The organism is Streptomyces sp. NPDC050856 (assembly GCF_040653855.1).
Lineage (GTDB): Bacteria > Actinomycetota > Actinomycetes > Streptomycetales > Streptomycetaceae > Streptomyces.
Genome location: NZ_JBFAGV010000037.1, coordinates 44,074 through 58,510, shown reverse-complemented (window position 1 = coordinate 58,510; position 14,437 = coordinate 44,074). Strand labels below are relative to the sequence as shown.

Genomic DNA, 14,437 nt, shown 5'->3' with positions numbered 1-14,437 from the left:
GGCCGTACCCCCCGGCGCGGGCCGGGGCGGCGGGGGCGGCGGCGTGCTCGGCCAGTACCCCGGTACGGTGCCGCTGGACGAACCAGTAGCAGGCGAAGCCGCCCAGCGCCGTCCCGCCGACGAACAGCACCCGCGCCCCACCGCAGGTACCCGTGGTGGGGCGCGGTGGCGTTGTAGACGGCCGCGCGCGGCCAGGCGAGGTTGACGGTCATCGCGGCGCCCCGCACCACGGCCACGGCGTTGACGGGCAGGCCCCAGCGGCCCAGCGAGAACCTCCCGGCGGCCGGTTGCCACCGGCCGCGCACCCGTGCCACCAGCATCGAGTCCGGGCCGGTGGCCGAACGCGGCCAGTTCGGCGGTGGCGTCGTCGTCGGCCGGTACGGGCGGCCGGCCTCGCGGGGCGGACATCGTGGGCGGCCTGGCAGGGGGCGGGCCGTCAGGGGCCGGGTCGGGCACGGGCGCCTTCGAGGTGGTCGGACAGCCAGGCGTGGAAGATCGCGATGTGGTGCTCGTTCGGCACCAGGACCCCTCCCGAACGGTAGGCGCGGGACCCCATCGCCGGCTGGGTCCGCTCGCAGGCCGCGAAGTCCTGGACATTGACCCGGTGGAACAGCTCCACCGACTTGGAGACGTCGGCGCCCGACGCGACGATCTCCGGAGCGTACAGCCAGTCGCACTCGACGACCGTGCGGTCGACGGCGAGCGGGAACATCCGGTGCGCGATCACATGGTCGGGCACGAGGTTGACGAAGACCGTGGGTTTCACGGTGATCGCGTAGTAGCGGCGGTCCTGCTCGTCCGACACCTCCGGCAGCCGTCCGAAACCCGCGCTTCCGTCGACCGTGAAGCCTTCGACGTCCGTGCCGAACTCGGCGCCGTGGCCCACGTAGTACTGCGCCGCGTAACCGTTGGCGAACTCCGGGAGCACCTCGGTCAGTTCGGGGTGGATGGTGGCACAGTGGTAGCACTCCATGAAGTTCTCGACGATCAGCTTCCAGTTGGCCTCGACGTCGTACCCGACCCGCCTGCCCAGCGCGAGCTCCCGCACCCGGTACCGCTCGATGGCCGCCGCGTCGCCCAGCCGCTCCACCGCGGCACCGATCACCGTCTCCTCGAACGACGGCGGGTCGTCGGCCAGGCACACCCAGGCGTAGCCCAGCCACTCGCGCAGCCCGACCGCCACCAGGCCGTACCCGGCGCGGTCCACGTCGGGCATCCGCCCCAGGCTGGGCGCGGCGATCAGCCTGCCGTCCAGCGCGTAGGTCCAGGCGTGGTACGGGCACGCCAGGGAGCGCCGCACCTCGCCCGACTCCTCCAGGCGCAGCCGCGCCCCGCGGTGCCGGCAGACGTTGAGGAACGCCCGCAGCCCGCCGTCCCGGTCGCGGACGACGAGCACGCTCTCGCGGCCGACCCGGACGGTACGGAAGGCACCGGGCCGCTCCAGATCGGCGCTGCGCACGGCGCAGAACCACATCGCCTCGAAGAGCCGCTCCTGCTCCAGCCGGAACACCTCCGGATCGGTGTAGTGGCTGCCGGGCAGGGTCGCCAGCAGGCTGGGCGGCAGGGGCGTCTGCGACGGTGTCGGCACGGCGGGCTCCTCAGGCGGACGGCGCGGGGGCGGCGGAAGGGCGGCGGGGGTCGAAGAGCTCGACGGGGTGCCCGGTGGCGCCGGTCAGGGCCAGATCGGCGAGGATCTCCCCGACCACCGGCGCGAACTTGAAGCCGTGCCCGGAGAATCCGCACGCGACGGTGACCGACCCGGGGTGCTCCGGGTGGCGGGCGATCACGAAGTGCTCGTCGCGGGTATTGGAGTACATGCAGGTGACCGCCTTGACGAACCGGCCGGGGAGAGCCGGGATCAGCCGTGCCGCCTGGTCGGCCATGGCGGCCACCTCGTCGTCGCGCACCGCCCGCTCGATGGTCTCCGGGGTGCAGACGGTGCCCTTGCGGAAGAAGGCGACCTTGGCGCCCAGGCCGGGACCGTCGATGGCCGGGAAGCCGTACACCTGGACGCCGTCGGCGTCCTCCCAGATGTAGACGGGATGGCGTTCCGGCAGGAACGGCCCGACGCCGCCCACCGGCTGGAACCAGTACATGACCTGCCGCTCGATGGTGAACGGCACCCCCAGGTCGGCGAGCAGCCGCGGCGCCCACGCGCCCGGGCAGATCACCAACTGCCCCGCGCCGTAGCTGCTGCGGGCGGTGTGCACGCGGACCCCGTCGCGGTACGGCTCCCAGCGCAGCACCGGCTCGTCGAAGCGCAGGTCCGCACCCGCCCCGGCGGCCAACCGGAGGTGCGCGGCGACCGTGTTCTCCGGCCGCAGCAGTCCGGCCCGCGCCTCGTACAGCGCCACCTCGTCGTCGGCCGGCGCCAGGGTGGGGAAGCGGCGCCGGACCTCCTTCGCGTCCAGCATCTCGTGCGGCAGTCCCCACCGTTCGGCCGAGAGCCGCGATCCGGAGACGGTCCGGGACTCGGGGCGGCCGAGCATCAGCCCGCCGCACAGCGTGGCGATGTCCCCGCCGGTGTCCCGTTCCAGCCGCTCGTACAGCTCGTAGGCGCGCAGCAGCAGCGGTACGTAGGCGGGGTCCTCGAAGTAGGACTGGCGGGTGACGCGCGAACCGCCGTGGCTGGAACCCCGGTCGTGGACGGGGCCGAACCTCTCCAGGCCCAGTACCCGGGCCCCGCGCTCGGACAGGTGGTGGGCGGCGGCACTGCCCATCCCGCCCAGCCCGACCACGATCACATCATGGGTGGGTGACACGGCTGGCCCTCCTCAGCGGCGGATACGGCTCATCCCGGGGTCGAACAGCGGCTCCTCGGCGACGGTCGCGGGCAGCGCCCGGCCGAAGTACTCGATGTGCGCGGCGGTACCCGCGGGGAGCGGCGGCAGCCAGGCGTACGCGACGCAGCGGCCCAGCGTGTAGCCGTAGGAGGCACTGGTGACGTACCCGGCCGGCGCCCCGTCCAGGTACACCGGCTCCTTGCCGAGCACCACGTCCGCCGGGTCGTCCAGCAGCAGCGCGGTGAGCCGGCGGCGCGGCTCGCCCGCCTTCTCCAGCGCGGCGCGGCCCACGAAGTCGCCCTTGTCCATACGGACCGCGAAGCCGAGGCCCGCCTCGTACGGGGTGTGCTCGTCGGTCATGTCGTGCCCCCAGGCGCGGTAGCCCTTCTCCAGCCGCAGGCTGTTGAGCGCCGACCGGCCGGCCGCGACCACACCGTGCCGCTGCCCGGCCTCCCAGAGCGTGTCCCACAGGCGCAGCCCCAGGTCGGCGCTGGTGTACAGCTCCCAGCCGAGCTCGCCGGCGTAACTGAGCCGCATGGCGGTCACCGGCACATGGCCGAGGTGGGCGCGTTTGGCGCGGAAGTAGCCGAAGCCCCGGTGCGAGAAGTCGTCCCGGGTCAGCGGCTGGACCAGGTCGCGGGCGAGCGGCCCCCAGACGGCGACGCAGCACGTGCCGGAGGTGATGTCGCGGATGTCGGTGTCCTCGGGCGCGTGCCGCAGCAGCCAGTCCTCGTCGGCCGGGCTGTTCGCCCCGATCTGGAAGCGGTCGTCCGCCAGCCGCGCCACGGTCACATCCGAGCGGATGCCCCCCGACTCGTCCAGCAGCAGCGTGTAGGTGACGGTGCCCGGCCCCCTGGCCAGGTCGTTGGTCGTCACACGCTGGAGGAAGGCCCACGCGGCGGGGCCGCTGACCTCCAGCCTGCGCAGCGGCGTCATGTCGTACATCGTCACCCGCTCGCGGGTCGCCAGCGCCTCCGCCGCGGCGATCGGCGACCAGTGGCGGGCCGCCCAGCCGTCCCGCTCCGGCAGGGCCAGGCCCTCGGCGAGCGGGGCGTTCGCCTCGTACCAGTGGGGCCGCTCCCAGCCGCCGCCCTCCAGGAAGCGGGCCCCCAGTTCCCGCTGCCGGGAGTGGAACGGGCTCACCCGCAGCGGACGCGGCCGCTCCATGGGCTGGAGCGGGTGGACGATGTCGTACACCTCGATGAACTGCTGGGTGCCCCGGTCCGCGACGTAGGCGGGGGTGCGCTGGACGTCCTCGAAACGGGCGAGGTCGCAGTCGTGGACGTCCGCCCGGGGCCGCCCCTCCACCATCCACTCGGCGACGGCCCTGGCGACCCCGGCCGAGTGGGTGACCCAGACCGCTTCGGCCAGCCAGAAGCCGCGCAGGGCGCGCGATTCGCCGATGACCGGCAGCCCGTCCGGGGTGAAGGAGAAGACACCGTTGAAGCCCTCGTCGATCCCGCTGCCCGCGAGCGCGGGCAGCAGCCACCGGCTGTCCTCCCAGCTCGGGGCGAAGTCCTCTGCGGTGAAGGGCAACACCGAGGGGATCCGGGTGGGCGAAGTGGACACCTCGTCGTACGAGGGGACCGCGAACGGGTCGACCGGCAGTGGCCGGTGGGCGTAACTGCCGATGCCGATGCGGTCGGTGTGCTCACGGAAGTACAGGTCCCGGTCCTGGAAGCGCAGGACGGGCCGGGACGCCTCGGCGCGGGCGCCGGCCAGTTCGGGCAGCGGCCGGGTTCTCACGTACTGGTGCGCCAGCGGCAGCAGCGGGACGTCCACCCCGGCCATCCGCCCCACGACCGGGCCCCAGAAGCCGGCCGCCGACACGACGTGGTCGGCCGGGAAGGCCCCCCGGTCGGTGACGACCCCGGTCACCCGGCCGTCCGCCCTCTCGATCCCGGTCACGGTGTGCCGGCCGAGGAAGCGCGCGCCGCGCCGCTCGGCCCGGGCCGCCTGCGCCCGGCAGGCGAGAACCGCGCGGACCAGTCCGTCACCGGGGGTGAGGAACCCGCCGAGGACCTTGCGCTCGTCCAGCAGCGGCCACAGCTCCTTGCAGCGCCCGGCCGGGACCAGTTCGCCGCGGATCCCCCAGGAGGCGGCGAACCCGGCCCTGCGGTGGAGCTCGGCCCAGCGTTCCCCGGTGGTGGCGATCTCCAGCCCGCCGACCGGCTGGAAGCAGGGCACCCCGTCGACCTCCAGGGTGCCGAACTTCTCCACGGTGTAGGCGGCGAACCCGGTGAGCGTCCTGGACGGACTGGTCCGGAAGACGAGTCCCGGGGCGTGCGACGTGGAGCCGCCGGGGGCGGGCAGCGGCCCCTGGTCGAGGACGGTGACATCGCTCCAGCCGCGCTCGGTCAGCTCGTCGGCGAGTGAGCAGCCGACGACACCGGCGCCGATGACCACCACACGGGGGCGGGAACCGGGACGGGGCGTGGGGCGGGGCGTGGGTCGGGGAGCGCGTGCGGGCGATTGCGACATGCCCCCTCCTTGAGGGTCCGCGGGGCGGCCGGGGCGCGGGCCGACACGGGCGCCCGGAACCACGACGGCACTCCCGGCGCTGTTGCGCGGGACACGACGGGTTGCGCGTTGGGGAACATGGTGGGAACGACGGCGAGAGGCCGTCAAGGGGCCCCGGGCCGGGGTGCCCGAAACGCGCGGGTGCCGGGAACGCCGCGGTGCCGGGGAACGCCGCGGGTGCCGGGAACGCGCCGCACGGGCCGGGGCGGCCCGGCCGGCCGTCCCGGGCACCGCCCGGTACGAGACACCGTCACCGGCCGTGCCCACCCGCCGCCGACGCGTCGGTGACACCGGCCTCGCCGTGCCGGGCCAGGATCTCCGGCACGCTCACCGCGCGGTCCACGGAACGGACCGCTCCCGTGGCGCCCGTGGACGTCCGGTGCCGGTCCGCCCGCGGGCCCCCGCCCGGCCGGCTGGCGGCTCCGGCCGTCCGCGCGCTCCGGCCACGGGACAGGGCTCAACTCCCGCCACGTCGGGTCCCGGTGGAAGCCGCATCCCGGGGAAGCCCTTGACGCGCCGGGCGCCCGACCGGACTCTGTTGCGCACAGCGCTTCAGCGTGCGCACGGCGCGACGCGACGCATCGTAGCCACCAGCCCCGTCAAGCCCCGACCCACAGGGGGGCCTGTGATTCCCGTCTGCCGCTTGGAAGACCTCCCGGCGGGTGAGGCCGTCCGCCTCGACAGCACGCCGCCCATCGCGGTGTTCAACGCCGACGGCGAGCTGTACGCCATCGACGACACCTGCACCCACCAGGACGCGCCGCTCTCCGAGGGGTGGGTCGAGGGCTGCCTGGTGGAATGCCCGCTGCACGCGGCCGCGTTCGACCTCCGTACCGGCCGGCCGACCTCTCCGCCCGCCCGCCGCCCCGTGCGCACCCACCAGGTCGTCGTGGCCGACGGCGTCATCCACGTGCGGCCGTCCGACGCCCCGGCCGTGCCCACCGCGACGGCACCGCGCCCGGTGCCCGGCCGGGAGCCCTGACACGTGCCGCTCGCCGTCCCGGACGCCGCCGGACCACGACCCGGCCGGGCCCGGGGACCGTGTGCGCGGGGCCCGCGACCGGCTCTGGCCGCGCGGCCCCTCCGAGCGGGACTGGCGCGTCGACGCACGGCCGGCATCGGTGACCCCGTCCACCCGGTTGAGGCGCCGGCACCACCGCGAGGACGGCACGTACGAGGAGTTCCGCCTCCGGCGCGACCGGCCGGGCGGGCCGCTGCGGAGGCGGCCGGGGCCCTGGGCCGGCTCCGCGCACCGGCGGCCCGGGGAGGGCTGACCCCGGTCACGGCCGCCGGGACCTGGAGCACTCCACGCGGCCGAGCGTGGACGCTGCCGGGGCGGTGACGAGGGGGGCCGGGCGGGCCGGCACCGGGCGGCCGGCCGGCGCGGGGCGCCGGGCCGGACGGCCGGCCCGCGTCCGCTCAGGCCGTGAGCGGGTCGGGATCCGGGTCCGGACCGCGGGGCGCGGGCAGGACCACGGGTTCGGCAGCGGGCCCGGGGCCGGGCACGGAACCGGTCGCGAGCCCCGGCGTCTCCGCCGGCCGTGGCCCGGCGACGGAGGCGGGCGCCGGGGCGCCCGTGGTCAGGAGCATCACGCCGCGCGCGGCCACCGCCGCCGAGGCGAGCGCGACCAGCCAGCCGGCCGGGCCCGCGCGGAAGGACTCGCCCAGCAGCGCCAACCCGATCACGGCCGCCGCCGCCGGGTTGGCGAGGTTGACCACCGCGAGCGGCGCGGCGAGCCCGCCCCGGTAGGCGGTCTGCGACAGCAGCAGCCCGCCCGTGGCGAAGGCCGAGACCAGCAGGGCCAGCAGCGCCGTCTGCCACCAGTTCATCGGGCCGCCGGGCAGCTCCCGCGCCAGGGACGCGGTGACCGTCTGGGTGAGGGCGGAGGCGACACCCGAGGCGATCCCGGACGCCGTCGCGTGACCCAGCCCGGGGCGCCCGTCCCGGCCGCGTACCGCGGCGGAACCGCGCCGGACCAGCACGGCGATCAGCAGCGCGGTCGCCGCCGCCACCGACAGCGCCTCGGCCAGGGACAGCGCGTCTCCCGGCGCCGCCGGGCCCACCACCGCCACCAGGCCGAGCAGTCCGCCCAGCGTCCACAGGGCGCCGCGCCACTCCAGGCGGGTCACCCGCCGCCGCTTGCAGTGGGCGCCCACTGGCAGCGCGGCGACCAGCGTGAGGGCACCGAGCGGCTGGACCAGGGTCAGCGGACCGTGGTGCAGCGCCGCGACATGGGTGAGCGCACCGGCGGCGTTCATGCCTATCGCCCACCACCACAGCGGCCGGGTGGCCAGCGACCGCAGCGCGCCACCCCCCGGGGCGCCGGCCCCGGCCAGCCGCGACTGGGCGACGGCGGCCAGGGCGTACCCGGCGGCGGACGCCAGCGACAGCAGAACGGCGAACAGGGTGCCCCTCATCGCAGCGCCTCGGCGGTCAGGGCCGGAGCCGCCGGCTCGGGCGCCGGCAGGGAGGGGAGCGCGCCGGGCGGCTCCCCGGCGCGGGCCAGGGGCCCGCGTGCCCCGGCGGCCCCCGGCGCCCGCACGAAGAAGAGCGCCGCTGCCAGCAGGGCCGTGGCCACCAGCGCGTCCAGCCAGTAGTGGTTGGCCGTGCCCACCACCACGAGCAGGGTGACCAGCGGGTGGAGCAGCCACAGCGGCCGCCACCGCGCGCGGGTGGCGGCGATCAGCCCGATCGCGACCATCAGGGCCCAGCCGAAGTGCAGCGACGGCATCGCGGCGAACTGGTTCGCCACCGTGTCCGTCTCCGGAACCGCCCCGTACACCGAGGGCCCGTAGACCCGCGCGGTGTCGACCAGTCCGAAGGCCGCGGGCATGCGCGGCGGGGCCAGCGGTACCAGTAGGTGCAGCACCAGCGCGGCGGCGGTGAGCAGGGCCAGTACCCGGCGGGACCAGAGGTAGTGCGCGGGCCGGCGCCAGTACAGCCACACGAGGAAGGCGACCGTCGCCGGGAAGTGCACGTACGCGTAGTACGTGTTGGCCAGGTGCACCACACCGCCGTCCCGCAGCAGCAGGCCCTGGACCGCGCCCTCGCCGGGCAGGTGGAGGGCGCGCTCCAGGTCCCACACGCGGTCGGCGTTGTGGAAGGCGCGGGTCTCGTGCCCGTTCGCGAACCGCCTGCCGGACTTGTAGACGAGGAAGAGCGCGGTCACCAGGAGCAACTCTCGCACCATGGGTGGCCGTGGCGTCTCGGTCGTCTCCGGTCCCGCAGGACGTATCCCGGCAGCCATTGTTCGGCCTCTTCTTCGTGCGGCACATCGGTAGCAAACGCCACGAAGCGTAGATCCGATTTCATCGAGACGCAAACGTCTCGATACGTTTGCGTCTCGATTGAGCGCTGCCTACTCTCGGACGTGCGCAACACCGCCCAGCCAGGCAGAACGGGGAGAAGCCGATGTCCACGCAGGCCGCCACCGCCGCCGCTCGCCGCAGCAAGATCACGCCGGAGCGCGAGCTGGAGCTGTACCGGGCCGTGCTCGACCTGCTCAGGGAGGGCGGCTACGACGCCGTGACCATGGAGGGCGTGGCGGCCCGCACCAAGTGCGGCAAGGCCACCCTCTACCGGCAGTGGAAGACCAAGGCGCAACTGGTCACCGCCGCGCTCGGCACCAGCCGGCGCCCGCTGTTCACCGACATCGACACCGGGTCACTGGCCGGCGACCTGCGCGCGGCCGCCCGGGCCGTCGCCGGGCGCCGGGGCGGGGACACCGAGCTCATGGAAGCCGTCGGTCAGGCGTACCTCCAGCACCCCGACCTGCGGGAGGCGCTGCGCGAGACCGTCATCAGCCCCGAGGTCGCCGCGCTCGACGCGATGCTCCGGCGCGGTGTGGAGCGCGGCGAGATCGAGGCCGGCAACCCGGCGATCGGCTTCGTCGCCCCCTGCTTCCTGGGTGTCCTGCGGATCGAGCGGCTCTTCGACGACCGGTTCGCCGCCGACGAGGCGCTGCCGGCCTTGGTGGAAGCGGTGCTCCTGCCCGCCCTGCGCCCCGCCCCGGCCTCCACCGCGACGGCGACGACGCCGGGGGAGACGGCCGACCCGCCGGCCTGAGCCACGCGACGCGCCGGCGGCCCGCCCAGGCTGTGACGGGCGGGGCCGCGCTCCGACCCCCGCGGTGGACGGGGCCGCCGGCCCGGCCCGCCGGCTCGCCGGGCGACGGAACGGTCCCGGGCGGTGCCCAGGAGGGGCCGCCCCCGTCCCGGGGCGGGGGAGACGGACTACGGCAGGCGCAGCCGTGGCGCCCGGGCCGCCGGGTCCACGGCCCCGTCCAGCCGGCCGGCCAGCTCCCGGGCCCAGGCGGCGAGACCGGGGACGTCGATGCCGTACGGAGTGCCGTAGGCGCCGATCCGGTCCGCGCCCCGCAGCAACAGCCGCGCCCCGCCGGCCGTATTGCCACGGGCGGCGTGCGTCAGCCCCACCGCCAGCTGTGCCAGCCCCCGCCAGAGCTCGCGTTCCCGCTCGGGACCGGACTTCCAGGCGTCCTCGAAGACCTCATGGGCGTGGAACGGCATCCCCGAGTCCAGCAGCCGCTGCGCCTCACGCAGGGTCTCCTCCGGTGTCCGCTCCACCCCCTCGGGCTGCCGCTCGACCCCCGCCCGGCCGTACGGCAGCGGCCGTCCCAGCCCGTCCCGGGGGCGGGCGTTGCGGGCCCGTCCTTCCGCGTCGCGGTCCCTCCGTGTCCTGTCCACGCCCCGATTGTCACCCGCTCGGCGGGCACCGGGCGAGCGCTGTCCACCATCCCGCGGGCCCCGGACCGGCCCCGGCCGCGAGTGAGGTAATGTTCTCTTGCGCGCTCATCCCGGCGACAGCCGAGGCAGCGCGCACCGGGACGTGGCGCAGCTTGGTAGCGCACTTGACTGGGGGTCAAGGGGTCGCAGGTTCAAATCCTGTCGTCCCGACTTGCGTTTACGCAGGTCAGAGGCCGTATCGGAATGATCCGATACGGCCTCGAGGTCTTTTGGGGACCAGCGGGAGACCAGGGGCTTCCCCATGGCCCCGGGGTGCCCGCACCGCAGTGGCGGTGGCGGTTGTCGTGGAGCTGGGACCCAGGGTCGGAGTACTGGCCGGGGAAGCGCAGCGCGGTGTACGCCGTCGCGTCGCGGTTCCAGGTCGCGGTGCCCCACCTGTTCCGGCCTCATCCCACCGGAGGCGAGTCGACGGGGCCGCCCTCGCGGGCGCGGGCGGCCGCCGCGCCGGGTGACGGAGCGGCGGCCGGGGAGCGGTCGGCCCGGGGTCGGGGGTCAGCCGAACAACTGGCCCCGGACGGCCCCGTCGGGGAACTCCTCGGTGTGCAGGTTGGCGTAGAAGTGGCCGGGGCGCGCGGCGAGGCGCTTCAGCAACCGGGCGTCCTGGTGCCTGACGGTGCCGGACACCGCGAAGACGGTGTCCGGCACCGGCGTGGTCAGCAGGGGGATGCGCACGTCGCCGTTCTTGCCGAAGCCGCCCTCGTGGACGTGCGCGGCGACGGGAGCGGTGATGTTCGTCCACACCAGGGAGTAGCCGACGTCACGGCCCCTGGGGTGGAGGAAGGCGATGCCGACGCCGTCGATGTCGCCCTCCGGCTTGTCGTCGCCGTTGGGCACCTCCTGGAGGCCGCTGGCCAGAGCGAGGATCTTGCCGCCCTTCACGACGGCGAGCGGGTTGGCCGGTTTGTGCAGACGTTCGAGCTGGCCGCGCACCGCACCGCCGGGGAACTTCTCGTTGTGCAGGTTGACGTAGAAGGCGCCCGGGTCGCGGCGGATGTGCCGGGCCAGTTCGGCGTCCTCCACCGAGATGTGGCCGGCCGCCGCGTGGACGCCCTCGGGCATCGGCGTGCTGAACAGCGGGACCACGACATCACCGTTCTCACCCGCCCGGCCCCGGTGGATGTGCGCCTGGGTGGGCGCCAGGATGCCCTGCCACCGCAGGGCGAAGGTGATCCGCTTCCCCCGTACGTTGACGACGACCGCGGCCTTTCCGTCGTCGTCGCCCACCGCCGGACCGTGCGGATCGGGCACCTCCTGGGCGCCGGTGGCGATGGCCGCCAGCGAGACCTTCCCGCCCCGCGCCTTGCCGGAGGCGGTCCGGGCGTGGCCGGTGCCATGGCTGCCGTCGGCCGCGGCGGGGGAGGTGCCCAGGAGGCCGAGGACGACTCCCGTGGCCCACAGGCCCCACGTACGCCTTCGCATCGCATGTGTCCTTCCGCCGGGTGGGGCCGCCGTGTTCACGCCACGGCGGCCGGTTACCCCAACTGACGGACCCGGCGCCCGCGTTGTTCAAAGGGATCTTCACCGTCCGCGACCGGTCGGTGGACGGTGAGTCGTACGCCGTGATGACACGTATCCCCTTTCCGGAGCGCGACGGCGACGGACGGCGCCGGCGGCAGCGACGACGGACGGAGAGACAGGATGAGGAACTCACGGCGTGCGCGGACGGCCCTTCTCGCGATGGTGGCGGTGCCCGCGCTGGCACTGCCGCTCGGCGGATGCGGCACCGGGGGCCAGGAGGCCGCGCGCACGGCTCCGGTGGCGACCGCGCCGAGCACCGGGGCCGCGGTACCGGCCCCGCGTCCCGGGCCGAGCGGCGACGCGGAACGGAGCCCCGCGCCGCCTCGGGACGGGGCGGACGGCGGTGCCGGGGACGGCGGCGGGACGGCGGAGCGGGAGCCGGGCGGTGCGGAATCCGGCGCCGGGGTCCAGGTGGCGGACTCGGATCTGGGGCGGGTGCTGACCGACCTGTCGGGGCGGACGCTGTACGCCTTCACCAAGGACAAGGACCGCACCAGTGCGTGCGGCGCGGAGTGCGTCGCGGTCTGGCCCGCGCTGACCGCGCCCGCCGCGGTCGACGCGGGGGAGGGGGTCGATTCCGATCTGCTGCGGGGCAGGGAGCGGACCGGCGGCGTCATACAGGCGACGTACGGCGAGTGGCCGCTGTACTACTACGTCGGTGATGTTGCCCCCGGGGATGTCAACGGCCAGGGGGTGGACGGCGAGTGGTTCGCGGTGGCGCCGGACGGCAAACTGATCAGGACCTCGACGCCCTGAGGCGGCACCGACGCACTGAGGCGGCCCGACAGCCGGAAGCGGCTCGACAGCCTGAAGCGGCCCGACGCCCGGGGGCGGCCGGAGAGAGGGGCGGTGCGCCCCGGCCGCCCCTCACGCCGTGGCTCCCCGTCCGCCGCGAACGCGGCCGCCCGGACCCGCGCGGACGGCCGGGCAGCCAGGGCCGCCCCCGGTCCCGCCGGAATTCCCCGCCGTATCTCCGCCGTATCCCCCTTGACCATTGTCCGACCTGCGGCACACGGCGGCGGAGTCTGTTCGGCCGCACCCCGGCGGTGGGCGGGAACCATTGGGGAAGATCTCCTGTGCGATTGTTTGTCGCCGCGAGATGGGGCACGCTATGCGTCAACCCGGCGGCGATCTCCGCAGTTCAACGGCGTACGCAGAGGAAAATTACCATCATTCGCGCTTGTTTTTCTGTGTTCATCGCGGCCGGCCGGACATGAATAGTCCAGACCAAAAAAAGGGGGCGCGGTGTGAAAGGCCTGTCGGGCCCGGACTTTCCCTCCGGTGGAGCCGTACCGGCTGCTTCGGAGCGTATTCCTCGAATAACGGGTGAACCCAGTGATCTCCCCGTCGAGGAACTGCTGCGGCACCATTGGCGAGCGGTCCTCGACTACGCCTCGCTCTGCACCGTCTCGCCCCTCGCCGCCCGGAAGCTCGCGGGGGCCGCCTTCCTGCGGCGGTTCGGCGACCCCGTGCACGGCTCCGGCGCGGGTCACCCGTGGCGCCCCCGGCTGCTGGCGACGGTCGGGCGGATCGCGGACGAGTGGAGCCGCGACGAACGGGGCTTCACCCTCCGTCCGGCCCTGCGCCCCGCGCCCGACCTCCGGCGCGGCACCGTGCGGGGTGCCGCGCGGAGGGACCGGGAGCTGCTGCTGCGGGCCTTCGAATGGCTGCCCGCCAGGGCCCAGGTGCTGCTGTGGCACGCCGAGGTGGAGGCGGAGGGCATCGCTGTCGCCGCCGGCCTGGCCGGGCTCCCCGCCGACGCGGCGGAGGCGGAACTGCGTGCCGACCGAGGCCGGCTGCGCGCCGCCTGTCGGCAGATGCATCTCGACCTGGCCGTGGACGACGCCTGCCGTGGCTACAGCGGTCTCATCGAGGCGGCCACCCGGCGGCCGGGCATGCCGGTCCTGCCCGATCTGCGCCGGCACCTTGACGCGTGCGCCCACTGCCGGAGCGCCGCCGAGCAGCTCGACCACTCACCCGGCCGGCTGCCGCTGCTCCTGGCCGAAGCGGTCCTGGGGTACGGGGCGGCTTCCTACGTCGCCTCCCGCCGGGCCGGGGGAGCCCGTCGTGGCCGCCGCGACGCCGCTCCCGTCCCCTCAGCGGCGGCGGAGGGATCGCCGGGAGCCACCGACGGGCCAGGAGGACGCGTACCGCCGCTCCCTCCCGGCCGGCGCCTCATTGCGCGCCGGCGGTTGCCCCTCGTCGTTGGCATCGTTGTCATGGGACTGCTCGGAGCGGCGCTGCTGCACGCCGTGTCCACCGGGCCCGACGACCGCCGGGCCGCCACGCCCGCCGTGCCCACCGCCCCGCCGCCCCCGTCCCCGGCCGCGCCGCCCTCCGCCGTGTCGCCGTCCGCCCCGGCGCCCTCCCCTTCCGTCACGTCCGCGCCCGGCCGCCCCGCCCAGCCGGACCGGCCGGCGGGCGACCTCGTCCGCTTCCGCAACGCGGCGACCGGCCGCTGCCTGGCCGTCCGGGGCCCCGCCGCGGTGGGCGCACCGGCACTGACCGCCCCCTGCTCGGCGGCCGGCACCCAGCTGTGGCGTTTCGACACTCGGGGCGCGCTGCACAGCGAGGCGGCGGACGAGTTGTGCCTGGCCGCCCACCCCGCCTCCTTCCGGGTGCAGTTGGCCCGCTGCGCGGGGCGCCCGGGCCGAGTGGCCGCGCCGGCCCACCGGTTGTCGGCCGGCTGGCTGCTCACCCCGCGCCTCCGGAGCCACCTGGCGGTCACGCCGGCCGACCCCGGACCCGGCGCCGTCCTGGTCCTGAAGGTGGTCGATTCCCTCGCCCCCGACCCCGCCCAGCGCTGGCGGGCGGAGAGCGCACCGTTCCCCGTCCGGCACGCCCGGTGAGGA

General features: G+C 75.4%; 11 protein-coding genes, 1 tRNA gene and 1 pseudogene. 5 read left to right on the top strand and 8 right to left on the bottom strand.

Features of this window, described 5'->3' with window-relative positions:
• The 4 genes and pseudogenes from AB0H53_RS25835 to AB0H53_RS25820 form a co-directional block, all read right to left on the bottom strand.
• Positions 1 to 320 (bottom strand): annotated as a pseudogene (locus tag AB0H53_RS25835) (amino acid permease); the annotation flags it as partial.
• A gap of 116 nt (positions 321 to 436) precedes the next feature.
• Positions 437 to 1,588 (bottom strand): aromatic ring-hydroxylating dioxygenase subunit alpha, encoded by a 1,152-nt coding sequence (locus AB0H53_RS25830; protein ID WP_362117929.1) that lies wholly within the window; start codon positions 1,586 to 1,588, stop codon positions 437 to 439.
• Positions 1,589 to 1,598: 10 nt separating this feature from the next.
• Positions 1,599 to 2,762, bottom strand: a complete 1,164-nt coding sequence (solA, locus tag AB0H53_RS25825; RefSeq protein WP_362117926.1) for an N-methyl-L-tryptophan oxidase — start codon at positions 2,760 to 2,762, stop codon at positions 1,599 to 1,601.
• Positions 2,763 to 2,774: 12 nt separating this feature from the next.
• The gene (locus tag AB0H53_RS25820; protein WP_362117923.1) at positions 2,775 to 5,264 is read right to left on the bottom strand and encodes an FAD-dependent oxidoreductase; all 2,490 of its coding nucleotides are present in this window, start codon (positions 5,262 to 5,264) and stop codon (positions 2,775 to 2,777) included.
• Between the two features lie 664 nt (positions 5,265 to 5,928).
• Here AB0H53_RS25820 and AB0H53_RS25815 point away from each other — a divergent pair.
• Entirely contained in the window at positions 5,929 to 6,285 is a 357-nt protein-coding gene (locus tag AB0H53_RS25815; RefSeq protein ID WP_362117920.1) for a bifunctional 3-phenylpropionate/cinnamic acid dioxygenase ferredoxin subunit, read from the top strand.
• Between the two features lie 437 nt (positions 6,286 to 6,722).
• On the opposite strand, the gene AB0H53_RS25810 is transcribed toward AB0H53_RS25815, so the two are convergent.
• On the bottom strand, positions 6,723 to 7,721 hold the full coding sequence (locus AB0H53_RS25810; protein ID WP_362117917.1) for a DMT family transporter: 999 nt from the start codon (positions 7,719 to 7,721) through the stop codon (positions 6,723 to 6,725).
• Entirely contained in the window at positions 7,718 to 8,551 is an 834-nt protein-coding gene (locus tag AB0H53_RS25805) for a phosphatase PAP2 family protein (RefSeq protein WP_362117914.1), read from the bottom strand. Before AB0H53_RS25805 ends, AB0H53_RS25810 begins: the two co-directional genes overlap by 4 nt.
• 164 nt (positions 8,552 to 8,715) lie before the next feature.
• Here AB0H53_RS25805 and AB0H53_RS25800 point away from each other — a divergent pair, with 164 nt between their 5' ends.
• On the top strand, positions 8,716 to 9,369 hold the full coding sequence (locus tag AB0H53_RS25800; RefSeq protein WP_362117911.1) for a TetR/AcrR family transcriptional regulator: 654 nt from the start codon (positions 8,716 to 8,718) through the stop codon (positions 9,367 to 9,369).
• Between the two features lie 167 nt (positions 9,370 to 9,536).
• Here AB0H53_RS25800 and AB0H53_RS25795 read toward each other — a convergent pair whose 3' ends face one another.
• The gene (locus AB0H53_RS25795) at positions 9,537 to 10,007 is read right to left on the bottom strand and encodes a DUF309 domain-containing protein (RefSeq protein ID WP_362117908.1); all 471 of its coding nucleotides are present in this window, start codon (positions 10,005 to 10,007) and stop codon (positions 9,537 to 9,539) included.
• A gap of 136 nt (positions 10,008 to 10,143) precedes the next feature.
• On the opposite strand from AB0H53_RS25795, the gene AB0H53_RS25790 reads away from it, so the two are divergent.
• Positions 10,144 to 10,217, top strand: a tRNA-Pro gene (locus AB0H53_RS25790).
• 342 nt (positions 10,218 to 10,559) lie between these two features.
• Here AB0H53_RS25790 and AB0H53_RS25785 read toward each other — a convergent pair.
• Positions 10,560 to 11,486: a CHRD domain-containing protein gene (locus tag AB0H53_RS25785; RefSeq protein WP_362117906.1), complete on the bottom strand. Its 927-nt coding sequence runs from the start codon at positions 11,484 to 11,486 to the stop codon at positions 10,560 to 10,562.
• Positions 11,487 to 11,705: 219 nt separating this feature from the next.
• Here AB0H53_RS25785 and AB0H53_RS25780 point away from each other — a divergent pair, with 219 nt between their 5' ends.
• Both AB0H53_RS25780 and AB0H53_RS25775 read left to right on the top strand, forming a co-directional pair.
• Positions 11,706 to 12,341: a hypothetical protein gene (locus AB0H53_RS25780; protein WP_362117903.1), complete on the top strand. Its 636-nt coding sequence runs from the start codon at positions 11,706 to 11,708 to the stop codon at positions 12,339 to 12,341.
• A gap of 491 nt (positions 12,342 to 12,832) precedes the next feature.
• Positions 12,833 to 14,434 carry an RICIN domain-containing protein gene (locus AB0H53_RS25775; protein ID WP_362117900.1) on the top strand — a complete coding sequence of 534 codons (1,602 nt, stop codon included), beginning with the start codon at positions 12,833 to 12,835 and terminating at the stop codon, positions 14,432 to 14,434.
• Positions 14,435 to 14,437 lie beyond the last annotated feature (3 nt).